General features: G+C 66.9%; 22 protein-coding genes. 12 read left to right on the forward strand and 10 right to left on the reverse strand.

Annotation, left to right across the window (positions count from 1 at the left end):
- The first annotated feature begins 121 nt into the window (after positions 1-121).
- On the forward strand, positions 122-1537 hold the full coding sequence (locus tag WFK61_RS10490) for an SNF2-related protein (protein ID WP_336811470.1): 1416 nt from the start codon (positions 122-124) through the stop codon (positions 1535-1537).
- A gap of 3 nt (positions 1538-1540) precedes the next feature.
- Here the strand turns inward: WFK61_RS10490 and WFK61_RS10495 are convergent, their stop codons facing one another.
- Positions 1541-1699 carry a hypothetical protein gene (locus WFK61_RS10495; protein ID WP_336811472.1) on the reverse strand — a complete coding sequence of 53 codons (159 nt, stop codon included), beginning with the start codon at positions 1697-1699 and terminating at the stop codon, positions 1541-1543.
- A gap of 159 nt (positions 1700-1858) precedes the next feature.
- Here WFK61_RS10495 and WFK61_RS10500 point away from each other — a divergent pair, with 159 nt between their 5' ends.
- Positions 1859-2599 carry an alpha/beta fold hydrolase gene (locus WFK61_RS10500; RefSeq protein ID WP_336811473.1) on the forward strand — a complete coding sequence of 247 codons (741 nt, stop codon included), beginning with the start codon at positions 1859-1861 and terminating at the stop codon, positions 2597-2599.
- Between the two features lie 21 nt (positions 2600-2620).
- Here WFK61_RS10500 and puuE read toward each other — a convergent pair whose 3' ends face one another.
- Positions 2621-4045 (reverse strand): allantoinase PuuE, encoded by a 1425-nt coding sequence (gene puuE / locus WFK61_RS10505; protein WP_336811474.1) that lies wholly within the window; start codon positions 4043-4045, stop codon positions 2621-2623.
- A gap of 6 nt (positions 4046-4051) precedes the next feature.
- Positions 4052-4405: a hydroxyisourate hydrolase gene (gene uraH, locus WFK61_RS10510; protein ID WP_336811475.1), complete on the reverse strand. Its 354-nt coding sequence runs from the start codon at positions 4403-4405 to the stop codon at positions 4052-4054.
- A gap of 219 nt (positions 4406-4624) precedes the next feature.
- Between uraH and WFK61_RS10515 the strand changes: the two genes are divergently transcribed.
- Together WFK61_RS10515 and WFK61_RS10520 are read left to right on the forward strand one after the other, a co-directional pair.
- Entirely contained in the window at positions 4625-5863 is a 1239-nt protein-coding gene (locus WFK61_RS10515) for a urate hydroxylase PuuD (RefSeq protein ID WP_336811476.1), read from the forward strand.
- A 358-nt stretch (positions 5864-6221) separates the two neighbouring features.
- Positions 6222-8717: a hypothetical protein gene (locus WFK61_RS10520; RefSeq protein WP_336811477.1), complete on the forward strand. Its 2496-nt coding sequence runs from the start codon at positions 6222-6224 to the stop codon at positions 8715-8717.
- A 232-nt stretch (positions 8718-8949) separates the two neighbouring features.
- On the opposite strand, the gene WFK61_RS10525 is transcribed toward WFK61_RS10520, so the two are convergent.
- Together WFK61_RS10525 and WFK61_RS10530 are read right to left on the reverse strand one after the other, a co-directional pair.
- Complete coding sequence (locus WFK61_RS10525; RefSeq protein WP_336811478.1) at positions 8950-10011, reverse strand: NAD(P)/FAD-dependent oxidoreductase; 1062 nt, start codon at positions 10009-10011, stop codon at positions 8950-8952.
- Positions 10012-10168: 157 nt separating this feature from the next.
- The gene (locus WFK61_RS10530) at positions 10169-10597 is read right to left on the reverse strand and encodes a GlcG/HbpS family heme-binding protein (RefSeq protein ID WP_293798297.1); all 429 of its coding nucleotides are present in this window, start codon (positions 10595-10597) and stop codon (positions 10169-10171) included.
- A gap of 179 nt (positions 10598-10776) precedes the next feature.
- Here WFK61_RS10530 and lysM point away from each other — a divergent pair, with 179 nt between their 5' ends.
- The 6 genes from lysM (at position 10777) to WFK61_RS10560 (ending at position 16951) form a co-directional block, all read left to right on the forward strand.
- Positions 10777-11217 (forward strand): peptidoglycan-binding protein LysM, encoded by a 441-nt coding sequence (gene lysM, locus WFK61_RS10535; RefSeq protein WP_257732329.1) that lies wholly within the window; start codon positions 10777-10779, stop codon positions 11215-11217.
- 146 nt (positions 11218-11363) lie between these two features.
- Positions 11364-11681, forward strand: coding sequence for a rhodanese-like domain-containing protein (locus WFK61_RS10540; RefSeq protein WP_336811479.1), 318 nt, complete (start codon positions 11364-11366; stop codon positions 11679-11681).
- Between the two features lie 54 nt (positions 11682-11735).
- Entirely contained in the window at positions 11736-12695 is a 960-nt protein-coding gene (locus WFK61_RS10545) for a DUF3829 domain-containing protein (RefSeq protein ID WP_336811480.1), read from the forward strand.
- A gap of 260 nt (positions 12696-12955) precedes the next feature.
- Positions 12956-15265, forward strand: coding sequence for a xanthine dehydrogenase family protein molybdopterin-binding subunit (locus WFK61_RS10550; protein ID WP_336811481.1), 2310 nt, complete (start codon positions 12956-12958; stop codon positions 15263-15265).
- A gap of 131 nt (positions 15266-15396) precedes the next feature.
- Entirely contained in the window at positions 15397-15828 is a 432-nt protein-coding gene (locus WFK61_RS10555) for a c-type cytochrome (protein ID WP_336811482.1), read from the forward strand.
- Between the two features lie 181 nt (positions 15829-16009).
- Positions 16010-16951: a c-type cytochrome gene (locus WFK61_RS10560; RefSeq protein WP_336811483.1), complete on the forward strand. Its 942-nt coding sequence runs from the start codon at positions 16010-16012 to the stop codon at positions 16949-16951.
- Positions 16952-16958: 7 nt separating this feature from the next.
- Here the strand turns inward: WFK61_RS10560 and WFK61_RS10565 are convergent, their stop codons facing one another.
- Positions 16959-17702 (reverse strand): SDR family oxidoreductase, encoded by a 744-nt coding sequence (locus tag WFK61_RS10565; RefSeq protein WP_336811484.1) that lies wholly within the window; start codon positions 17700-17702, stop codon positions 16959-16961.
- Between the two features lie 102 nt (positions 17703-17804).
- On the opposite strand from WFK61_RS10565, the gene WFK61_RS10570 reads away from it, so the two are divergent.
- Together WFK61_RS10570 and WFK61_RS10575 are read left to right on the forward strand one after the other, a co-directional pair.
- Positions 17805-18719, forward strand: a complete 915-nt coding sequence (locus WFK61_RS10570; protein ID WP_336811485.1) for an AraC family transcriptional regulator — start codon at positions 17805-17807, stop codon at positions 18717-18719.
- A 59-nt stretch (positions 18720-18778) separates the two neighbouring features.
- On the forward strand, positions 18779-19396 hold the full coding sequence (locus WFK61_RS10575) for an HAD-IA family hydrolase (RefSeq protein ID WP_336811486.1): 618 nt from the start codon (positions 18779-18781) through the stop codon (positions 19394-19396).
- Here the strand turns inward: WFK61_RS10575 and WFK61_RS10580 are convergent.
- The 4 genes from WFK61_RS10580 to WFK61_RS10595 form a co-directional block, all read right to left on the reverse strand.
- Positions 19393-20562 carry a GGDEF domain-containing protein gene (locus WFK61_RS10580; protein WP_336811487.1) on the reverse strand — a complete coding sequence of 390 codons (1170 nt, stop codon included), beginning with the start codon at positions 20560-20562 and terminating at the stop codon, positions 19393-19395. The two genes, WFK61_RS10575 and WFK61_RS10580, sit on opposite strands and share 4 nt — an antisense overlap.
- Before the next feature lie 176 nt (positions 20563-20738).
- Entirely contained in the window at positions 20739-21359 is a 621-nt protein-coding gene (locus tag WFK61_RS10585) for a helix-turn-helix domain-containing protein (protein WP_336811488.1), read from the reverse strand.
- 99 nt (positions 21360-21458) lie between these two features.
- Positions 21459-22382 carry a DMT family transporter gene (locus tag WFK61_RS10590; protein ID WP_336811489.1) on the reverse strand — a complete coding sequence of 308 codons (924 nt, stop codon included), beginning with the start codon at positions 22380-22382 and terminating at the stop codon, positions 21459-21461.
- A gap of 121 nt (positions 22383-22503) precedes the next feature.
- Positions 22504-23283, reverse strand: coding sequence for an SDR family oxidoreductase (locus WFK61_RS10595; RefSeq protein ID WP_336811490.1), 780 nt, complete (start codon positions 23281-23283; stop codon positions 22504-22506).
- Positions 23284-23351: the final 68 nt, after the last annotated feature.

A 23351-nucleotide genomic window follows, 5' to 3' on the forward strand; every position in this document is an offset into this window, starting at 1 on the left:
TGTGGTCTCCCCATTCGGTGGCCGGCACAGTGCCGGTGGACGTGGAGATGCGCCAGTGCCAAGAGAGCCGGACGCGCCATGCCTGCCGGGCAGGGCGGGCCGCCGCGCAGACCGACAAGGCATGTCCAACCGCATGACGATGATCCCGCATCCGCATCAGCTCGTTGCGCGCGATGCCATCCTGGCGGCGCGGGGGAAGGGTGCGGCCGGCTTCCTGCTGGGGGACCTGACCGGCCTCGGCAAGACGTTGTCGGCCTGGCTCGCCCTATCCGCGATGCCGGAAGAGGAGGTGCTGGTGATCTGCCCGAAAGGGGCGATCCCGCAATGGCGGCGCACCATGGCCTTGTCCGGCTTGCCGGCGAAGCGCGTGACACTGATGAATTTCGAGAAGACCAAATCGCTGCTCGCGCCTGTCGCCGACAGCAAGAAGCGCTCGACGCGGGCGAAGAACAACGAGATCGCCAAGCATGGCCGGCCGAAACGCGTCTGGCCGCTCGTCGTGATCGACGAGGCGCATCGTATCCGCAATCCCAACTCGCAGCAGGGGCTGGTCTGCCGGCAGATGGCCGAGGCCGCCGATTTCACGATCTATATGAGCGCGACGGCCGGCCAGTCACCGCATGAACTGTCCTATCTCGCGGGGCTGCTGGCCAAGGCGGCAGGCATGCCCTCGGCCGATCTCGACGGCTTCCGGGTGCTGATGAAGCGGCTGAAGATCGGCAGGGCCAAGGGGCGCTGGAAGAACTGGAGCTGGGAGCCGAACGAGGCCGACCGCAAGGTGATGGCCGACCTGCTCTATCGCGGTGCCAACGCGATAGGCCTGCGCCGCCGGCCGGAGGAGATCGCGGGTTGGCCGGAGGTGCAGCGCGAGCTCGCGCCAGTCGCGCTCGATACGGCCGCGCGCAAGCTCTACGACGCGACCTGGCGCGAGTTCCGGAGGGAGCTTGGGCTTGCTGGCGGCTCGACCCGCAAGCCGCAGGGCTGGGCTGCCGATTTGCGCTTCCGCCAGAAAGCCAGTTTGCTGCGCATCCCCGGCACGGCGGATTTCTGCGAGGATTTGCTGGGCAATGACGAGCAGATCGCGATCTCCGTCGCCTTCCTCGAAACCAGCGCGATGCTCGCCGAGACGCTGCGCGGGCGCGGCTGGCGCACTGCCGAGATCAATGGCGAGCGCTCGGGCCTGCAGAACGAGGAAACGCGCATCGCCTTCCAGACCGGACAGCTCGACGCGGTGATCTTCACCGTCACCGAGTCGATCTCCCTGCACCGTGGCGAGATGCCGGGCGGCGAGCGCGAACGGGCGCTCGTGATCCACGACATGCGCCACAGCGCGATCCAGCTACAGCAGATCGAAGGCCGCTGCCATCGCGACGGCCAGCACGCGACGATCTTCTACGCTTATGCCGAGGAAACGGTGGAGGAGGCGATCGCCGGCACGGTGATCCAGCGCATGGCGGCGATGGAAGGGCTCGCCGGCGACGATACGCGGATGCTGGAGGCGATCGCCGGGATCGTCGAGGGGCGCGCCGCGGCGTAACGCTCAGTTGCGGGCGCGCTCGCCCAGTTCCTTGGCGCCCTCGACCGACGAGCCGGTCAGCCGGACGATGCTGTTCCAGGCATCGCGCGTATAGGCGCCCTGATGGACGATGGCGTCATAGCCGACGACAAGCACGATGATGATCAGAAACAGCCGGAACACGAGGTCTCTCCTTGTAGCCCGTCATCAACGTCGCTGCCCCGGCAGGGTTCCGCCGCCTCCTTCGGGGTTGAAAACAGCGGCCGCACAGCAGTTCTCTCTTGTAAAAGGGTCTCATTCCGAGATTATGACCTAGGGGAAGAAAGCGATCTGGGGATCAGGATGAAGATCATCGCTTCCGTTATTGCTGCTTTTCTCGGCTTCAGTTCGCTGGCGGGTGCTGCATCGGCGATGGAGATCAAGGGCACCACCGTCATTCTCATCCATGGCAAGGCCGGCGGGCAGGGGCCGTTGCAGCCGCTTGCGGCCGCGCTCAAGGCGGAGGGGGCGAGCGTGGTGCTGCCGCGCATGTCCTGGGTGTCGGGCTATCGCACTTATGAGCAGACCTTGGGTGAGGTGCGGGCCGCCGTGCAGCGCGCGCGGGCGGGCGGCGCCGCGCGGGTCGTGCTGATGGGGCACAGCCTCGGCGCCAATATATCGATGGGTTATGCCGCGCGGGTCGGCGGCGTCGCGGCCGTGGTTGCGCTGGCGCCGGGGCATCGGCCGGATTTCATCGCGTCGCAGACGCAGGACAGCGTTGCCCAGGCCAAGGCGATGGTCGCGGCCGGTCGGGGGCAGGAGAAGGCGCAGTTCCTCGACTTCAACCAGGGCCGGACCTTTCCGGTGACGACCACGGCTGCGGCCTATGTCAGCTTCTTCGACCCGTCCGGTCCTGCCGCCAGCGCCGCGCAGGGAAGCGGCGTGGGCGGGCCGGTGCTCTGGGTGATCGGGACGGGTGACCGGGCCGCGATGAACGACCGCGCGCCCTATTCACGGGGGACGCGCATCGAGGTCTCGGCCGGCCATCAGGACACGCCGCGCGTCGCCGTGCGCCAGGTCATCGACTGGCTCAAGGCGCAGTAGCGCCACGCGATCCGGCGGGTTTCAGTCCGCCGGCAGCAATTCCTTCAGCCGGAACAGGGCGATCTTCTCGACCTCGGCCAGCGCCGTCGCGGATTCCTGCTCGGGCGTGTTCTTCAAGCGCGCGTCGAAGGCGGCGAGGATATGCGCCTTGGTCGCGCCCTTCACCGCCATGATGAAGGGGATGCCGAAGCGGGCCTTGTAGGCCTCGTTCAGCGCCGTGAAGCGAACACGCTCGTCGCTGGTGAGGCGGTCGAGCCCGGCGCCGGCCTGTTCCTGCGTCGATTCCGGTGTCAGCTCGCCTGCCGCCGCGAGCTTGCCGGCAAGGTCGGGATGGGCAGTGAGCAGGGATTTCTGCTGCTCCGGCGTACCCTTGCGCATGGCGGCGACCATCGCGGTGTGCAGGCTTTCCGCCGTGTCATGGTCCGCGCCGATGCCGGCATAGTGGGCGGCCTCGGCGATCCAGGGCGAATGCTCCCAGACGCGGCCGAAGATTTCAGTGAAGAGCGCCTTCGGCAGCTTCGAGGGCACATAGCCGCCCTGGGGCGGTTGCGTCCTGACCCAGTGCCGGGCGATGTCGAGCCTTGTCGCAACCCAGACCCGGTCGTGGCTCTGCACATAGTCGAGGAAGCGGGCGAGCGCGGCGGCGCGGCCGGGCCGGCCGACAAGGCGGCAATGCAGGCCGATCGACATCATCTTCGGCGCGCTCTCGCCCTCCGCATAGAGCGTGTCGAACGAGTCCTTGAGATAGGTGAAGAACTGCTCGCCGGTGTTGAAGCCCTGCGGCGTGGCGAAGCGCATGTCGTTGGCGTCGAGCGTGTAGGGCACGGCGAGCTGCGGACCCTTCGGTCCGTTCAGCCAATAAGGCAGTTCGTCGGCATAGACGTCGGCCGTGTAGAGGAAGCCGCCTTCCTCCATCGTTAGCGGAATGGTGTTCTCGGAGGTGCGGCCCTGGTAGCAGCCGAGCGGTCTCTCGCCGGCAAGCTCGGTCTGGATGCGGATGGCCTCCAGAATGTCGGCGCGCTCGCGCTCCTTCGGCGTGTCGCGATAGTCGATCCATTTCAGGCCGTGGGTCGCGATCTCCCAGCCGGCCTCCTGCATCGAGCCGACGATCTCGGGATAGCGCGCCAGCGCGCTGGCGACGGCGAAGACCGTGACCGGCATGTTCCGCTCGGTGAACATCCGCCAGAGCCGCCAGTAGCCGGCGCGGGAGCCGTATTCGTAGATCGACTCCATGTTCATGTGGCGCTGGCCCGGCCAGGGCGCGGCGCCGACGATCTCGGAGAGAAAGGCTTCCGAGGCCGCATCGCCATGGAGGATGCAGTTCTCGCCGCCTTCCTCGTAATTGACGACGAACTGGACGGCGATGCGCGCCTCGCCCGGCCAATGCGGGTGCGGAGCAGCGCGGCCATAGCCCTTCATGTCGCGCGGATAGGTCGGCTTGGTCATGGTCGTTCAGCTGCCGCGATAGGTGGAGTAGCTCCAGGGCGAGGCCAGGAGCGGGACATGATAGCGCCCCTCGGGCTCGGCGATGCCGAAGCGCACGGGGACGAGATCGAGGAAGGCGGGCTCGGGCAGGGCGGTGCCGAGGCCGCGGAAATAGGCGCCGATGGCGAAGGTCAGTTCATAGGTGCCGGGGACGAGCGTTCCCGAAAGCAGGGCCGAATCGGTGCGACCGTCGCTGTTGGTCACCGCCTCCGCCAGCCGCTGGCGCGAGCCGTCGGGGCCGAGCCGGTCGAGCGTCACCGCGATGCCGGCGCCGGGGCGGCCGTTCACCGTGTCGAGCACATGCGTCGAGAGATGTCCCATGCGGTCTCCTGAAGGCTCCGGCATCAGGCCTGGCCGGGTTCCGGGGAGTGTACGGCGCCGGTCGGGGCGGTGAATATTGGCTTTTGCGATAAGATCATGTTCCCGGATGTCAATCCGCAAGGCCGTTCCGGTGATTTCGGCGGCGGCGAAAGCAGGTTATTTTGATCGGGTCGGAGCCTCCGGCCCGGTTTCCCTCCAGCTCTCCCGGAGCGCAGCGCGATGCTCGAAGCCTATCTGATGGAATGGGGCGGCATGATGCTGCGCTGGCTCCATGTCATCACGGCGATCGCCTGGATCGGAGCCTCGTTCTTCTTCATCCATCTCGACGCCTCGCTGAAGCCGGCCGAGGACATCCCGCCCGGCACCGGTGGGCGCGCCTGGCAGGTCCATGGCGGCGGCTTCTACGAGATGCGGAAATACATGGTCGCCCCGGCGGTGATGCCGGCCGAGCTGACCTGGCATAAATGGCAGAGCTACTGGACCTGGATCTCCGGCTTCTTCCTGCTGGTCTGGGTCTATTACGCCCAGTCCGAGCTCTACCTGATCGATCCGGCGGTGATGCAGCTCTCGCCTTTCGCCGCGGGCGCGATCGGCATCGCGGCGCTGGTGATCGGCTGGCTGATCTACGACCTGATGTGCAAGTCGCCGCTCGGCAAGCACGATGTCCTGCTCGGCCTCGTCGGCTTCGGCTATGTCGTCGCGGCGAGCTGGGCCTTCGCCAACGTGTTCTCCGGGCGTGGTGCGCTGATCCATACTGGCGCGCTGATGGCGACGATCATGACCGCCAACGTCTTCTTCAACATCATGCCGGGTCAGCGGAAGGTGATCGCCGCGCTCACCGCCGGCGAGAAGCCCGATCCGAAATACGGCAAGGCCGCCAAGCAGCGCTCGACGCATAACAACTACATCACCCTGCCGGTGCTGTTCCTGATGCTGTCGAACCACTATCCGGTGACCTATGCCAATTCGAGCGTGATCCCGCTGCTGGTGGCGCTGGTGATCGTGGCCGGGGCGCTGATCCGGCATTTCTTCAATATCCGGCACGGCAACCACGCGAAGTCGCCCTGGTGGTGCTGGGCGGTAGCGATCCTGGCGCTGTGGCTCGCCTTCTGGGTGGCGATGTCGTCCTCGCCGGGCGGGCGCGAGCAGCTCGGCCTCAAGCCCCGCGATGCGGGCAAGCCCGTGCTGCTGGCGGGCATGAGCCTCCCGCCGACGGAGGTCTCGAACATCGTGACCGGGCGCTGCGCCATGTGCCATGCGCCGGAGCCGTCCTGGCCCGGCATCCAGATCGCGCCGAAGGGCGTGATGCTGCACGAACCCGAGCAGATCGCCATGCACGCCCGCGCCATCCGCACGCAGGCGGTGATGACCCATGCGATGCCGCCGAACAACCTCTCCGGCATGACGCCGGCCGAGCGGAAGGCACTGGCGGGCTGGCTCGCGGCGGCGGCGCGATAAATCCAACCGGCCGTCGTTCGATCTGCTGGGAAACGCGGGGTCATCCCGGGCTTGACCCGGGATCCATTCCGGAGCGCTTCCGAAGAAGGTTCAGGCATGGATCCCGGATCTCCGCTTCGCTGCGTCCGCGATGACCTGGGTCCTTCGTAACTGTGCGGTGAGCATCGATACACGCTGTAACCCCGTCCTTCGCGCATCCGATTTCCGCATTCTTCAGACTGTCATCAGCCTCGTTCACGGAGGCGTGATCACGTTCAGATTCGGTTCAGGTACGCAGCGCCATGGTCCGGCCCACTGACAGGGCTGGAGACAGGATCCCAGAACGGGACCGTTCGTGCCGAGGACCGTGGGGGTCCAGTTGAGACGCGTTGATGCAAGGGGCGCCGGCTACCTGCTGGCGGCCATCGGTTTCGTCGTGGCATGGGGCATCCTGTGCTGGCCCTGGCTTTCGGGGGCGGTGACGATTCCGTTCGACGCCAAGGCGCATTTCCAGGCGCAGGTGCAGTTCCTCGCCAATGCGATCCATACCGGCCAGTCTCCCTTCTGGAACCACAACGTCTTCGCCGGCTCGCCGCAGATCGCCGATCCGCAATCGCTGATCTTCTCGCCCGCGATCCTGCTCGCGCTGATTTCGCCGGAGCCGAGCTTCCGCGAGGTCGATGCCTATGTGCTGGCGCATCTGCTCGCCGGCGGGCTCGCGCTCCTGATGTTCTTCCGCGACCGCGGCTGGCACCCGGCCGGCGGCCTGATGGCGGCGCTGGTCTTCGCCTTCGGCGCCTCGGCGGCCTGGCGCGTCCAGCATGTCGGCCAGATCGCGAGCTATGCCTTCTTCGCCATCGCCTTCTGGCTGACGGCGCGGATGCTGCAGCGCTCTTCGATCCTCTCGGGCGTCTTAGCCGGCCTCGCGGCCGGCATGATGGTGCTGGAGCCGGATCAGGTCGCGCTGCTCGCCGGCTATGTGCTGGTCGCGATGGTCGTGGCGCACTGGATTTCCGGCGGCTGGCCGGCTTTCAAGGCAAGCCTGCTGCCGATCACGGCCGCAAGCGTCGTCGGCCTCGCAGTCATCGCCATGCCGTTGATCTGGACCTGGCTCTTCGCCGAGGCGACGACTCGGCCGGAGATCGATTTCGGCATCGCGGCGCGCGGCTCGCTGCATCCGATGTCGCTGCTCTCCGCCTTCGTCGGAGACCTCTTCGGCGCCAAGGATCCGGCCGTCGAGTTCTGGGGGCCCTATAGCAACCCGCAGGTGCTGCATCTCTCGCAGAACATGGCGCAGGTCTATTTCGGCGCGCTGCCGCTGCTGCTGCTGCTAGCGCCGGGCGTCACGCGCGGCTGGCTCTGGGACAAGTCGGTGCGCCCGCTGACGGTGATGCTCGTCTTCATGTTGCTGTTCGCGCTCGGCCGCTACACGCCGCTGTTCCATCTGACCTACGAATACCTGCCCGGCGTGAAGCAGTTCCGCCGCCCGGCCGATGCGACCTTCCTGATCGGCGGCATCGCGGCGATCCTCTCGGGCTATGTGCTGCATCGCATCCTGACGGCCGAGGCGGGGACCTCGTTCCGCCGCGACATGCTGATCGGGGCGGCGCTGGTTCTCGGCACGATCGTGCTCGCGCTCGCTGTCTCGCGCGGCTGGGGCCATCTCGCCGATGCGTGGAAGCCGGTGGCGATGGCGCTCGGCTGGTTCGCGCTTGCGGGCGGGGCCTTCTTCATCCTGCAGCGCTGGCGCGGCGCGCTCGGCACGGCGGCTGCGGCGGTTCTGGTCACCGGCGTCGTCGCTGCCGATCTCGGCGTCAATAACGGCCCGAACGAATCGACGGCTCTCTCGCCGCAGATGTATGACGTGCTGGATTCCCGCACGAAGAACGACACCATCGCGCTGCTGAAACAGCTGACCTCGCAGCCTGACGGCTCACCGCGGCGCGACCGCGTCGAACTGCTCGGCATGGGCTTCGAATGGCCGAATGCCGGCATGGTCCATGGCTTCGACCATACGCTGGGCTACAACCCGCTGCGGCTGGAGGACTTCTCCGAGGCGGTCGGTACCGGCGATGGCATCGCCAGGCCGGCCGACCGCAAGTTCACGCCGCTCTTCCCGTCCTATCGCTGCCGGCTCGCGAACCTGCTCGGCCTGCGCTACATCGCCTCGCCGGTGCCCATCGAGCAGGTCGATCACAGCCTGGGCGAGAGCGACCTCACGCTGATCGCCCGGACCAAGCAGGGCTATGTCTACGAGAACCCGCGGGCGCTGCCGCGCGTGCAGTTTGTCGGCGGCTGGCAGTTCGCCGATTTCGAGAGCATGAAGCTCTCCGGGCGCTGGCCGGAGACCGATCCGACACAGGCCGTTCTGCTCGATACCGAGCCGCCGGTCGCGACGCCGGAAGGGCCGGTCGCCACCCAGGCCGAGGTCAAGCTGACGCGTTATCGCAATGCCCAGGTCGAGATCGAGGTCACGACCCCGGTCGCCGGCTTCGTCGTGCTCAACGACATCTGGCATCCCTGGTGGAAGGCCGAGGTCGACGGTGTCGAGGCCGAGATCCTGCGGGCCAATGTGCTGTTCCGCGCCGTGCAGGTGCCGGCCGGTACGCATAAGGTGCGCTTCAGCTTCCAGCCGCTCTGGGGGGCGATCGCCGAGCTCCGGGCGCGCATCGAGCCGCAGGAGCCGGAAGACATGCTGCCGCCGGCGCCGCGCCATGCCGAGCCGCAGATCGTGGCCGCGCCGGGCGAGATGCCGAAGCTGGCCGGCCCGTCCGAGAGCGTGCGTAATTCGCTCGGTCTGGGCACGGCCCAGGGGCCGGCGGCGCGCAACGGCACAGCCGCAGCGCATATCCCCGGCGACGCCGTCGCCCATTGAAAAAGCCGCGGCAGGCGCCGCGGCTTTCATATTCTTGAAACAGCGGTGTCTTCCCGTGCGCGCTACGGCGCGCAGTGCCGCTGCGCAGACACCGGACAGTTGTCAGGAAAAGGCACCTTTGCGGAGGCCGTGACGAAGGGAGCCCTACGCGTCACGCGGTCCCGTGTCTGCGCAGCAGCGTTTCACGCTGCGGCGCGCACGGGATGACACGCTTCCCCCTAGAAACGCTCGCTCAGGCGACGCCGAGCTTCTTCTGCAGGCTCGTCGAGGAGGTCGTGTACTGGAAGGTCAGCCGCTTCTCCGGATAGACGTAGCGGTGGACCTTCTGGGCGCAGAGGGCAGCCTCGTGGAAGCCCGAGAGGATGAGCTTGAGCTTGCCCGGATAGGTGTTGATGTCGCCGACGGCGAAGATGCCGGGCACGCTGGTCTCGAACTTCTCGGTATCGACCGGGACGAGGTTCTCGTTGAGGTTCAGGCCCCAGTCGGCGATCGGGCCGAGCTTCATGGTCAGGCCGAAGAACGGCAGAAGCGTGTCGCAGGCGATCTCGAAGGGCTCGTTGTCGGTGCCGCGGCAGACGACTGCCTCGAGCTTGCCGTCCTCGCCCTTGAGGCCGGTGACCTGGCCGAGCTTCATGTCCATCTTGCCCTTGGCGACGAGGCTGCGCATCTGCTCGACCGAATGCGGCGCGGCGCGGAAATCGTCGCGGCGGTGCATGAGCGTGACGCGGTTGGCGATGGGCTGGAGGTTCAGCGTCCAGTCGAGTGCGGAATCGCCGCCGCCGACGATCAGGATGTTGCGGCCGCGGAAGGCCTCCATCTTGCGCACGGCATAGAAGACCGAGCCGGCCTCATAGGCTTCGATGCCCGGGATCGGCGGCTTTTTCGGCTGGAACGAACCGCCGCCGGCCGCGATGATCACGGTCTTGGTGTCGAAGACGGTGCCGGCATCGGTGGTGACGCGGAAGCGCGGGGCCTCGGCAGTGCCGGTCGGCTCGACGGCCTCGATCATCTGGTTGAGATGGAAAGTCGGCCCGAACGGCTTGATCTGCTCCAGCAGGTTGTCGACCAGCGCCTGGCCGGTCACCATCGGGAAGCCCGGGATGTCGTAGATCGGCTTCTCGGGATAGAGCTCGGCGCATTGCCCGCCGACCTTCGGCAGGATGTCGACGAGATGCGCGCGGATATCGAGCAGGCCGAGCTCGAAGACGGCGAAGAGCCCGCAAGGGCCGGCGCCGACGATGACAACGTCGGTCGTGATGACTTCGTTTTCGTTGGCGGCAGCCGCTTCGCTCATGTTTCTACCTTCGAGCCGGTCCAAACTGTCCGATTTAACGAACCCGCGCGGAGGACATGAGGCTTCGAAGGCCGGTTGGCAAGTGCAAAGTGCGAAATCGGTGTGGCGACCGGGGAGGGGAAAGACCCTTCTCTTTTTCCCGGTCGCCGGAGTGGAATCAGGCTCCCGTATCGGCCTTGAGGCCGGCTGCGGCGATGCCGGCGCAGGCCGCGGCCTCGTCATTGTCGGAGGTGTCGCCGGAGATGCCGACCGCGCCGAGCAGCGCGCCCTCGGGCGAGCGGATCAGCACGCCGCCGGGCACCGGCACCAGCGAGCCGCCGACGGCATGGGTCGCGGCCTCGACGAAATAGGGCCGGTCCAGCGCCATCTTGTGGATCGCGCGCGAGCCGACGCCGAGCGCGACGGCGCCATGCGCCTTGCCGAGCGCGATCTCGCCACGCTTCAGGCTGGTGCCGTCCTGCGCGGCGAAGGCCTTCTGCGCGCCGCGCGCGTCGAGCACGGCGATGGCGAGCGGCTTGAAGCCGTTCGATTCGGCATGGCCGAGCGCGGTCTGGAGGATGGTCTGGGCCTGGGCGAGGGTCAGCATGGGGAAACTCCGCTTTCGTCTGCGACGTTCTTGCCAGCCGCAGGCCGCGCGGAAAAGGCCGTTCCAGCCTGCTTTTGCGCAATCGGCGCTAGCCGGCAAGCAAAACACCTTTTCCCTGCCGACTTGCATAGGGCGGCCCGACAGGGCTTGATAGCGCCGCGACACGCGGAGGTTCATTCATGGGTCTGTTCAGTTTCATCAAGGATGCCGGCGCCAAGATCTTCGGCGGCTCGGCCAAGGCGGCGACCGCCGACGATCTGCAGAAGGAACTTGCGGGGCACGGCCTGCCTTCCGACGTCAATATTCAGATCGACGGCGACAAGGTGAAGGTGTCCGGCAAGGCCGTTTCGACGGAAGAAGCCGAGAAGATCATTCTCGCGCTGGGCAACACAACCGGCGTGGCCCAGGTCGAGTCCGACCTCGCCGTGACCAAGGAGGCCGCGGCTGCGGTGTTCTACACGGTCAAGAAGGGCGACACGCTCTGGAAGATCGCCGAAGAGCACTACGGCAAGGGCCAGGGCGCCAAGTACACCGAGATCGTCAAGGCCAACACGCCGCCGGTCAAGAATCCCGACCTGATCCAGCCGGGCTGGGTCCTGCGGATTCCGCCGAAGGCCTGAGGTCTTTCCGTGACAAGGCAGCCGCGCGCCTCGTGCTCGCGGCTGCTTCTCGTTTTGGCATCCCGGGAACGCGGCCGAACGGTGGCGCTTCCCGGGATGCCGCCCTATCTCAGCGGCTCGCCCGACCGAGCTGGAGTGGCCTGCCCATGATCGTGAACGACCTCGATATCGACGCCGTGAAGGCGGGCCTGGGCGATGGCTCCATTCTGCTGGTCGATGTGCGCGAGCCCTATGAATTCGCCGCCGGCCATATTCCGGGCTCGGTATCGCGGCCCCTGTCGCAATTCGATCCCGCCGATCTGCCGAACGAGCCGGGCAAGCGCATCGTGCTCTCCTGCGCGGCGGGCGTGCGCTCGCGCCGCGCGCTCGAATTCGCACAGTCGGCCGGGCTCGACATCGACAGCCACTATGCCGGCGGCTTCAAGGACTGGCTGATGCATGGCGAGCCGGTGGCGCAGGATTGAGGGCCTCAAGCCCGATCCGCGCCCACGCCGCCTGCCGACGAAGGATACAAGACCATGCTGACCCGAGCTTTCTTTCTGGGCGCTGCCTGCGCCGCCGCGCTGCTTCTCGCCGCTCCCGGAGCCGGCTGGGCGCAAGGTGCCGCGACGATGCCCGCCGGCAATGCCGGCAAGGCGGCCGATCAGGACCTGCAGGCCGCGATCACCAAGTCGAACGCCTATACCGGGCTGATGAACCGCACGCTGCGCGCGATCCAGTCCTGGGAGCGCTATGGCAGCTGGGTCGATATGAAGAAGGGCCCGACCGGCAAGGAGCGCTACATCACCTACGGGCTCTACAGCCTCTATGACGTCAACAGCGAGATCAAGAAGGCCGAGGAGGCGATGGCCAGCGAGCCGAAGCTGCCGGCGATCGACGAGACCATGGGCCGCTACATCAAGGCCTATCAGGAGCTGGCGCCGCTGATCACCAAGGCCGAGCGCTATTACGACCGCAAGGACTATCGCGACGACAACCTTGCCGAGGGGCAGAAGTTGCATGCGGCGATGGTGCCGGCGGCCAAGACCTTCCTGGAGGAGCGCTCCAAGCTCGACGCGCTGATGCGGGTCTACAAGCGCGGTCTCGACCAGCGCGAACTGGCCTCGGTCGAGCAGCGCGAAGGCAAGTCGGCCCGCTGGCAGGTGCGCAACATCATGATCAATGCGCGCGCCGTCATGGACCTGATGCCGAGCAACGAGAGCCCGATCGTCGATCTCAAGACGTTCAATGCCGCGGTCGCCGATTACGCCGCCGCGATCCGGGAGATGGATGCGTTCAAGGACAAGGAGCCCAAGGGCGTGCCCTTCATCGAGAGCCAGGCCAGCTCCTGGCTCGGCAAGCTGCGCGATTTCAGCGAGAAGCTCGCCAAGAGCAAGGGCGATGTCCGGCGCGGCGCGGCCAACGACGCCAACTGGATCGTCAACAACTACAACACCATGGTCTCGCTCTCGGAGACGGCCATCCGCATGTCGCGCTGAGATCGATGCGTGCGGCGCATTCCCGGCGCGTGATGCGCCGGGGCTGACGTGGCGCGTTTTATGCTCCAGTCTTTCATTGGACTGTTTGGAAAAGAAGCCCTCATCCTGAGGAGCCGCGTCAGCGGCGTCTCGAAGGATGGTCCAGTAGGCTCCGGAACCATCTGGAGCATCCTTCGAGACGCAAGCCCCCGGCTTGCTCCTCAGGATGAGGGCTCGGCAGTTTTCGGATCGGCTTTCAGACCTAACTGAGGATATGCCTCATGCGTCCCATGAAATTCGGTTTCGGCCAGCCGGTGCGGCGGGTCGAGGATCAGCGCCTGACCACCGGCACCGGCCGCTACACGGACGACATAGCCGCTGACGGCGCCCTGCACGCCTTCGTGCTGCGCTCGCCTTATGCCCATGCCCGCTTCGCCGTCGCTGATGTCGAGACCGCCCGCAAGATGAAGGGCGTCAAGCTCATCCTGACCGGGGCCGAGGTTTCCCAATATGGCGATCTGCCCTGCAAGGGGCATGTGAAGACGACCTCCGGCGAGATGTCGAAATCGCTGCCGGTTCCGGTGCTGCCGACCGACACGGTCCGCCATGTCGGCGAGGCCGTCGCCTTCATCGTCGCGGAGACGCTGGCGCAGGCGCGCGACGCGGCCGAGGCGATCGCGATCGACTGGGACCCGCTGCCGGCCGTGACCGGCATCGCCGAAGCGTTGGTGGGCGATGCGCCGCAGGTCTGGCCCGACCGCAAGGGCAATGTCGCCTTCGAGGCCGAGCAGGGCGACCGCGAGAGGACCGAGAAGGCCTTCGCCAAGGCGGCGCGCACCGTCTCGCTCACCGTTGTCAACAACCGGCTCGCCTCCAATTACATGGAGACGCGCGCCTGCATCGCCGAGTACGACAAGGCCGACAAGCGCTGGACGCTGACGCTGGGCAGCCAGGGCAGCCATGGCATGCGCGACCTGATCGCGACCTATGTGCTCAAGGTCGATCCCAAGCGCATCCGCGTGGTGACGCCGGATGTCGGCGGCGGCTTCGGCACCAAGATATTCCTCTACCGGGAATATCCGCTGGCGATGATCGCGGCGGAGAAGCTGAAGCGGCCGGTGCGTTGGGTCGCCGATCGCAACGAGCATTTCCTCGCCGACACGCATGGCCGCGCCAATCTCGCGACGGCGACGATGGCGCTGGACGCCAAGGGCAAGTTCATCGGCCTCAAGGTCGATCTCTCGGCCGAGATGGGCGCCTATCTCTCGCAATATGGGCCCTTCATCCCCTGGGTCGGCACCACGATGACGCCGGGCTGCTACAATATCCCGGCCGTCCATGTCGTGTTCCGGGGCGTGCTGACCCACACGACGCCGGTCGATGCCTATCGTGGCGCCGGCCGCCCCGAGGCGGCCTATCTGATCGAGCGGCTGGTCGATGCGATCGCGCGCGAAACCGGCAAGACGCCGGACGCGGTGCGCGCGCAGAACTTCGTCAAGCCGTCGGAGATGCCGCACAAGACGCAGACCGGCCCGGTCTATGATTCCGGCGAGTTCGAGGGCCATATGCGCCGCGCCATGGATGTCGCCGACTGGAAGGGCTTCAAGGCCCGCCAGAAGGCCTCGGCCAAGGCCGGCAAGATCCGCGGCATCGGCCTCGCCAGCTATATCGAGGCTTGCGGCGGCGGCGGGCCGGAAAGCTCGACCGTGATCCTGGAGAAGGACGGCACGGTGACCGTGCTGATCGGCACGCAGTCGAACGGGCAGGGGCATGAGACCGCCTATTCGCAGCTGGTCTCGCAGCATCTCGACATCCCGATGGACCGCATCAGGGTGGTGCAGGGCGATACCGACCGGGTCGAGACCGGCTCCGGCACCGGTGGCTCGCGCTCTATCCCTGTGGGTGGCGCGGCGCTCGACAAGGCGACGGGCATCCTGACCGACAATCTCAAGCAGCTCGCCTCCGAGAAGCTCGAGGCGGCCGTGGGCGATCTCGAGATCACCGACGGCGCGGTCCGCATCGTCGGCACCGACAAGGCGCTCGACCTCGCCGCCATTGCGGCGCTGCCGGGCGCGACGCCGGCCATGCTCAAGGTCCACCAGAGCTGGCAGCCGCCGGAGGCGACCTATCCGAACGGCACCCATGTCTGCGAGCTGGAAATCGACCCCGGCACCGGCGGCACGGAAATCCTGAACTATGTCGTCGTCGACGATTTCGGCGTGACGCTGAACCCGCTGATGCTGCAGGGGCAAGTTCATGGCGGCTCGGCCCAAGGCATCGGCCAGGCGCTGATGGAGGAGATCCGCTTCGATCCGGACGGGCAGATGCTGACCGCGACCTTCATGGATTACGCCCTGCCGCGCGCCGTCGATATCCCGAACTTCCATTTCGAGACGCGCAATGTCCGCTGCCTGACCAATGCCATCGGCGTGAAAGGCGCAGGCGAGGCGGGCGCCATCGGTGCCTGCCCGGCGGTGATGAACGCGATGGTCGATGCGCTCGACCGGGCGGCCGGCATCAAGGCCATGGACATGCCGGCGACGCCGCTCAAGGTCTTCACGGCGCTGAAGGAGGCCGGGTATCGGCTTTGACGCAAGGGCAGACTTGCGGTTGTGCAAGCCTGCTCACGCAAAAGCGACTTGGCGGTTGCGCGATCATCGTTTGATCTAGACAAGTTCAAAAAAGCGCCATTCGGCGTGAACTGGTCTTAGAGGGGAACTGAATGATCCGCACCGCTCTCGTTCTTGCCGGCCTCGGGCTCGGCCTCACTGCCGTGATGGCGCAGTCGAACCCGATCGCGGAACGCAAGGACGCGATGAAGGCGGTCGGCGCCGCGACGCGCGATGGCGCCGCGATTGCGAAGGGCGAAGTTGCCTTCGATGCCGCCAAGGCGCAGGCGATCTTCAAGACCTATGCCGACGCGGCCAAGAAGATGCCGACCCTGTTCCCGGATTCCTCCAAGACCGGTGGTGAGACCACCGCGGCTCCGAAGATCTGGGAGGATCAGGCCGGGTTCAAGGCCGCCTTCGTCAAGTTTGAGGCCGATGCGGCCGCCGGCGCGAGCGTCGCGAATCTCGATGCCTTCCGCACCGCTTTCGGCGCCGCGACGAAGAACTGCGGCACCTGCCACGAGGTCTTCCGCATCAAGAAGTGACCGGTTTCACGGCTGGTTCGGGAAGCGGGCGCCAGCGATGGCCGCCCGCTTTTTTATCGCGGCGGGAGCCTTCGCTGCCCGCGGGCGTTGAAAACGAGCCAGTTTGGAATTGCTGTGTTTTCAGGGTTGCCGATGCGCGGCCGGCCCGTCCAATCTGTCGACCTGCCGACGGGAGACCTCGATGCTGTTGCTGCGCCGCCTTTTCGTGACCCTCGTGCTGCTGGCGGTCGTGGGCTTCGCGGGCTTCTACGTGCTGACCGATCCGCGCGTGGTCTCGCCTTCGCCTGAGATCGGCGCGCTGCCGGCGGCGGATGTCGAGAACGGCAAGCTGCTGTTCAACGCGGGCGGATGCGCCTCCTGCCATGCCACGCCCGGGCAGGACGACAAGCTCAGGCTCGGCGGCGGGCTGGCGCTCGCATCGCCTTTCGGCACGTTCCACGCGCCGAACATCTCGCCGCATACGCGGGACGGCATCGGCAACTGGGGCGTTCAGGATTTCGTCGATGCGATGGCGGCGGGCGTCTCGCCGCGCGGCCAGCATCTCTACCCGTCCTTCCCCTACACCTCCTACCGGCTGATGCCGCCGAAGGCGCTCGCCGATCTCTTCGCCTATATCCGCACGCTGGCGCCGGTCGAGGGCAAGGCCGCGCCGCATGACCTGCCGTTCCCGTTCAACATCCGGCGTATGGTCGGTGGCTGGAAGTTGCTGTTCTTCGAAGGCGCGCCGTTCCGGCCCGATCCGACGAAGAGCGAGGCCTGGAACCGCGGCGCCTATCTCGTCAACGGCCCCGGCCATTGCGCCGAGTGCCACTCGGCCCGCAATGCGCTCGGCGCCATCATCTCGGCGACGCGCTTTGCCGGCGGGCCGGACCCCGAGGGCAAGGGCTGGGTGCCGAACATCACCCAATCCGAGAAGGGGCTGGCCAAGTGGTCGAAGGAGGAGATCGCCGAACTCCTGAAGACCGGCTTCACGCCGGGCTTCGACAGCGTCGGCGGCTCGATGGCCTCGGTCGTACGCAACATCGCGCAATTGCCCGATGCCGACCGGATGGCGATGGCGGAATATCTGAAGTCGCTGCCGGCCATCGAAGGGCCGGCGCGGCCGCAGGCCAAGGCGCCCTGAGCAGGCCTCAGCTCGCCTTCGCCAGCGCGACGGCATCCGCTCCGGCCGGGAAGCGGAGCTGGCCGGAGGTATCGTTCACGGCCTGCCAGACCGTCTCCGCGACATCGCTTTCGCGGGTGACGAGAGGCGGGTTGGCGAAGCCGGCGAAGATCGGCTCGGCGAAACCCGCATAGGCCGGCGGGATCAGGTCCTGGACGCGGACTTCGGTATTGTGGGCGAAGCGCGTCGTCGGGGCATAGCCGGGCTCGACCAGCTTGGCGCGAATGCCGAAGGCGCCAAGCTCATGGGCGAGCGAGCCGGTGAAGCCGGTGATCGCGGTCTTGCTGGCGGTATAGGCCGCGGCGAGCGGCATGGCGGCCAGCGTCACGCTGGAGGTGACGTTGACGATGACGCCGGCCCGGCGCTCGCGGAATTGCGGGATCACCGCCTGCGTCATCGCCATCACGCCGAAGGTGTTGGTCTCGAAGACCTTGCGGATATGGGCCATCGACGTCGCCTCGAAGGCGCCGACGACACCGACGCCGGCATTGTTGACGAGCGCGTCGATCGGGCCGCTCTCGGCCAGGACTGCGGCGATGCTGTCGGGATCGGTGACGTCGAGCGCAAGGATGCGCATCCGCTCGGACACCGGCAGCAGATCGGCGCGGGGCTTGCGCATCGTGGCGATGACGTTCCAGCCCTTGGCGTGGAAATGGCGGGCGATCTCCAGGCCATAGCCGGAGGAACAGCCGGTGATCAGCACAGTCTTCATGGCGGGGTCTCTCTTGCGCTTGGGGTTGACGCCAGAGAGATAGCTGTGCTGGATTGAACTATCAGCGATGATAAGTCCAAATTTCATTTGCAAGAGTTCGGAATGATCGATCCGCTATCCCAGGTGATCGCCTTGCTGCGTCCCCAGGCGGTGTTCGCCAAGGGCATCAGCGGCGCCGGGCGCTGGGGCGTGCGCTATGCCGCCTTCGGTCAGCCGAGCTTCTGTGTCGTGCTGGAAGGCAGCTGCCGGCTTGCCGTCGACGGCGAGGCGCCGGTCGCGCTGGAGGCCGGCGATTTCGTGCTGCTGCCGGCGACGCCGGCCTTCACGCTCTCGGGCTTCGAGCCGGTGACGCCCCGGGCGATCGATCCTAAGGTCGCCGCCACCCTCACCGAGGAAGTGCGCCATGGCACGCAGGATGGCCCCGCCGATGCCCGTCTGCTCGGCGGCTATTTCCTGTTCGATACGCCCGATGCCGCGCTGCTGCTCTCGCTGCTGCCGCGGATGATCCATATCCGTGGCGTGCCGCGCCTCACGACGCTGGTTCGCCTGGTGGCGGAGGAGGCGGAGGCGGACAGCGCCGGGCGCGACCTTGTGCTGGCGCGGCTCGTCGAGATCCTGCTGATCGAGGCTTTGCGGGCGGCGCGCAGCCAGGAAGCGCCACCCGGCCTGCTGCTCGGGCTCGCCGATCAGCGCGTGGCCGATGCACTGAGGCAGATCCATGGCCGGCCGGAGCGGCCCTGGACCGTTGTGGAGCTGGCACGCAGCGCCGGCATGTCGCGCACGGCCTTCTTCGAGCGCTTCATGCGCAAGGTCGGACTGCGACCGATGGAATATCTGCTGGCCTGGCGGATGGCGCTGGCGAAGACCCTGCTCGCCGGCGGCGAGCTTGCGCTGGACGAGGTCGCGCGGCAGGTCGGCTATGGCTCGGCCAGCACCTTCAGCACGGCCTTCAGCCGCCATGTCGGGCAGCCGCCGCGCCGCTATGCGCGGGGTGGCCTGAAGGTTGGGCAGGACTGACACCCCTCGGCAAAACCCCCGGTTGGCCCTATCGTCGGGGGATGCGTTTCAAGGCCCTGATGGTTGACGTCGATGGCGTCGTGATCGTGCACCCCGAGCCGGGCGGCTGGTCGACCCATCTCGAACGCGATCTCGGCCTGTCGCCGTCGCTGCTGCAGTCTGCATTCTTCGCGCCGCATTGGCCGGACATCATCCTGGGGCGCGCCGGCCTGCGGGAACGTCTCGCGCCGGTGCTGGCCGAGATGGCGCCGGAGCTCGATGCCGGCAGGCTGATCCGCTACTGGTTCGAGAAGGATGCCCATCTCGATCATGGTCTGCTGGCGCAGCTTGCGCCGATCCGGGCGGGTGGCGTGAAGCTTTTCCTCGCCACCGTGCAGGAGCATGAGTGCGCCAGCTACATCTGGGACGAACTCTCGCTGAAACAGCATTTCGACGGCATCCACTATGCCGCGGAACTCGGTTTCGCGAAGCCGGAAGCGCGGTTCTTCCGTTCTGTCTCCGAACGCTCCGGCTTCTCGCCTGCAGAGATCTTCTTCATCGACGACAAGCAGGCGAACGTGGAGGCCGCGCGTCTGGAAGGGTGGAGCGCGGCCCTGTGGGACGGAACCCGGTCGCTGGCGAGCCTGATGGAGGAAGCCGCCAAATCAGAGAAATCCGACGTGAGACCGGGCGGTTAAGCCGCCTTCGCGATCGGCTCCGGTGGCGCGATCTCGATGCGGTTGCGGCCGAGCATCTTGGCCCGGTAGAGCGCGCGGTCGGCTGCGGCAAGGAGCGTCGTCAGATCGGCCTCCCGGCCATTGGCCTCGGCGAGGCCGATGCTGACCGTCGCGGGGATGCCCGGTCCGTCATGCCGTACCGCCGCTTCGGTGAAGCGCCGGGCGATATCCTGCCCGATCGCATGGGCATCGGCTCCCGTGACATCGGACAGCAGGATCGCGAATTCCTCGCCGCCGAGCCGGGCGCTCATGCTGCCGGGGCCTGCGGCCTCGCGGGCGATATCGGCGAAGAGCCGGAGGATACGGTCGCCGGCATCGTGGCCGTGGCGGTCGTTGATGGCCTTGAAGTGATCGAGGTCGAAGGCGAGCAACGCATGCGGCGCATCCGCGCCGGCATCGCCGAGACGCCGCGGGACGAGTTCGAAGAAGCCCTGCCGGTTGTAGAGGCCGGTGAGGAAATCGGTGCGGGCGCTGGCCAGCAGGCTGGCTCGATCCTCCTCGCGCACGAGGGCGAGCAGTGACATCGGCATCGCGACGGTGAACAGCACCGCCTCGTACATCGTAATCTCGGCCACGAGCGCGAGCACCTCCTCGCCATGGATCGACGCGACGACCGGGACGAGGAAGCTGCGCGCGGCATAGAATAGAGCGTGGCAGGCGAAGACGGCGACCGCGACCGGACGGGAGCGCAGGGGCCGCGCCGTCCGGCTGCGCAGCAGGACCAGAGCGGTCAGGCCGGAAACGACGGCGATCGGGAAAGCGCTGACATGGTTCCAGAGCAGGCCGGCCGCGCCGGGACCGGCGGCGAACCAGATGCTTCCGATCGCGGCGAGAAGACCGCAGATCAGGGCCGGATGCAGGCGGCGCCGGTCCAGCGCCAGGGCACCCTGCAACACCAGAAGGTAGCCGAGCATCATCACGACATTCGAGATGGCGAGGCCCGAAATGCCGGGCAGCTCCCAGCGGTGGATTGCGAGAATGCAGCCGAGCGTGAAGACGCCATAGGCAGAAGCCCAGAGGCCGAGTTCACGCGAGCGCTGGCCGTGACCCTTCCGCTCCCAGAAGGTCATGATCGCGGCGAGAACCGCTGTTCCTGTCGTGAGATACCAGAGGGTCGCCAGATCCATCGGTATCGCCGTCAGCAGTGCCGGCGTTCGGCTTCAGGCATGGTCAACTGCTCCCAACACGCCCAACCCAAAGGCGATCTAACCGAGAGAAGTTAACTCCAGCTTGTGCCGATGCCAGACCGGCGACCGGAGATGGGGATAACCGGGAGGCTTTCGGGAGGGACCGGAGCGCCCGGCTATTCCATCACCGCCGCTTTGAGAATGCAGACCATCAGGGCGGTTCCGGGCTCGCTGCCGACGCAGCGTACGACATGGCGGCGGTCGCAGCGATAGCGCAGCGTCTCGCCGGCCTTGGCGCGCTGGACGATGTCGCCGACCTCGACCTCGAATTCACCCGAGGTGACCGAGAGCGATTCGATCGAGCCGCGCTGGTGGCCCTCGGAATCGAGCTCGCCGCCGGGTTCGGCGCTGACCTCGTACCATTGCAGCCATTCGACCGTCTTGATCCAGCCGACAATGGCGAGGCGCAGCTTGCCGTCCTCGGAGACGAGGATCGGCGTGTCGGCGCGGGTGGTCTTCTCGATGAAGGGCTCTTCCTCGCCGCTGGAGAGCACGCGCTCGATCGAGATGTCGAGCGCCTGCGACAGCCGCCAGATCGTGGCCAGCGTCGGATTGGTCTCGTTGCGCTCGATCTGGCTGATGATCGACTTGGCGACGCCGGACTGCTCGGCGAGGTCGGAGAGCGAGAAATTATAGGCCTTGCGCAGGCGCTGGATGGTCTTGCCGAGCTGGCCGGAGATGACCTGAGCCCCGGATTCAAGCTCCCGCCCGCCGCGCTCCTTGGTCTCGATTCCCATCCGTCCGGCCCCTGTTCGCGTGTGATGTCGTTTGTAACGGCGGACGATCGTTTGAACAAGCGAACTGTGCCGGACGCGGGGCCGGCGGTTCGCTGATCCTCAGGTCATGCGGCTGGGGCCGACCTCGCGCTGCTCGCGGCGGGCGAGGCCGAGCTGGCGCTCGCGCAGGATGACGTAGATGCCCGACACGATGACGATGGTCGCGCCGATCAGGATCGCGAGCGCCGGCCATTCGCCGAACCAGAACCAGCCGATGGCGACGGCCCAGAGCATGGTCGAGTACTCGAAGGGCGCGATCAGCGAGGCGTCGCCATAGCGATAGGCCTGCACGATCAGGATCTGCCCGAGCCCGCCGAGGATGCCGATCAGGACCATCATCGCCGCGTCGGTGAGATCAGGCATGTTCCAGCCGAGCAGGATGGTCGAGAGGCCGAGCAGGCTGGTCAGCAGCATGAAGTAGAAGACGATCGCGCCGGTGCGTTCGGTCGCGGTCAGGAGCCGCACCTCGACCGAGGCGAAGGCGGAGCAGAAGGCGCCGGCCAGCCCCAGCATGGCTCCGAGCGCGGCATTGCCGCCGACCGGATGGGCGCCCGCGCCGAGATGCGGCGAGAGCATGATGAGCACGCCGACGAAGCCGATCGTCACCGCGCTCCAGCGGTAGATGCGCACCTTCTCCTTGAGCACGAGTGCCGCGAGCACCACCACGGCGAGCGGCGCGGCATAGCCGATGGCGACGGCTTCCGAGAGCGGCAGGAACTGCAGGGCCGCGAAGCCGCAGAACATGCCGGTCGAGCCCATGATGCCGCGCTTGAGATGGCCGCGCAGGTTGCTGGTCTTCAGCGCTGCCGGAAGCTCCGAGCGCCATGCCAGCCAGATGAGCAGCGGAATCATCGCGAAGAAGGAGCGGATGAAGACGATCTCGCCGGTCGGGTAGCGCGTCGAGATCGATTTGATCGCCGCCGACATCAGCGTGAAGGCCAGTGCCGAGACCAGCTTGAGGGTGATGCCGAGAAGAGGGGACAAAGCGCGCGGCCGAAACAGGGGGACGGTTTCGAGCGAAACCGTCGCTGTTTAGACCATGTCCAGGCCGGGAAGCGAAGCGTGAACTCTGCAACCCGGCTAGGTCATTGGTGTGGGAGCAGCCTCAGAACGTGCCGCGGAAGGCGCCGCCGTCGATCAGGAAGTTCTGGCCGGTGATATAGCCGGCATGGGCGCTGGCGATGAAGCCGCAGAGCTTGCCGAATTCGTCGGGCGTGCCGAGGCGGCCGGCGGGAACCGCGGCGAGCCGGTTCTTCGTGGCCTGCTCGATGCTGATGCCCTGCATCTCCGCGACCTTGTTGGTGGCGGTCTTGATCCGGTCGGTGTCGAAGACGCCCGGCAGGATGTTGTTGATGGTGACGTTGGCATGGGCCACCTCGCGGGCGACACCCGAGAGGAAGGCGGTGAGGCCGGCACGCGCGGCCGAGGAGACGTCGAGTCCGGTCAGCGGGGTCACGACGCTGGCCGAGGTGATGTTGATGATCCGGCCGAATTTGCGCTCGATCATGCCGTCGATGACGCGCTGCACCAGCTCCAGCGGGGTCGCCATGTTCTGGACGACGCCTTCGAGCAAGCCGTCGCGGGTCACCTGCCGGAAGGGCTTGGGCGGCGGGCCGCCATTGTTGTTGACGAGGATGTCGGGATTCGGCGCCGCTGCGAGCAAGGCGTCCTGACCGGCCTTGGTCGAGACGTCGGCGACCACGGCGATCACGGTCGCGCCCGTCGCTGCCCGGATGGCGGCGGCGGTGGCTTCCAGCGTGGTGGCGTCGCGGCCGTTGATCACGACGGTGCAGCCTGCCTGCGCCAGCGCCTCGGCACAGCCGCGGCCCAGCCCTTTGCTGGAGGCGCAGACGATGGCCGTGCGGCCGGCAATTCCCAGATCCATGATGGTCTCCGATCAGCGGGGAGGTGTTCGATATCCATACCCTGAGCATGGATCGGCGGCGCCGTCAT

This window comes from Allobosea sp. MMO-172, from assembly GCF_037147855.1.
In the GTDB taxonomy this organism is placed as follows: domain Bacteria; phylum Pseudomonadota; class Alphaproteobacteria; order Rhizobiales; family Beijerinckiaceae; genus Allobosea.